At 60.5% G+C, this 238-nt stretch carries 1 protein-coding gene; it reads left to right on the top strand.

Annotation, left to right across the window (positions count from 1 at the left end):
* On the top strand, positions 1 to 238 hold a 238-nt coding region (locus tag BEK98_RS47770; protein WP_425276679.1), incomplete at both ends, for a sigma factor-like helix-turn-helix DNA-binding protein.

The raw sequence follows: 238 nt of genomic DNA, 5'->3' as shown, positions 1-238 counted from the left end.
GCTGTAAAGCGCTTCAACCCTGAGATGGGCGTGCGCCTGGTATCGTTTGCCGTGCACTGGATCAAGGCGGAAATCCACGAGTTCATCCTGCGCAACTGGCGCATCGTGAAAGTCGCGACCACCAAGGCCCAGCGCAAGCTGTTCTTCAACCTGCGCAGCCAGAAAAAACGCCTGGCGTGGCTGAATAACGAGGAAGTCCACCGCGTGGCCGAAAGCCTCGGCGTGGAGCCGCGTGAGG

Source organism: Streptomyces diastatochromogenes, assembly GCF_002242805.1.
GTDB classification, from domain to species: Bacteria; Actinomycetota; Actinomycetes; order Streptomycetales; family Streptomycetaceae; genus Streptomyces; species Streptomyces diastatochromogenes.
Note: the sequence above shows the minus strand (reverse complement) of the source record. Positions and strands in the feature narration are given on the sequence as shown.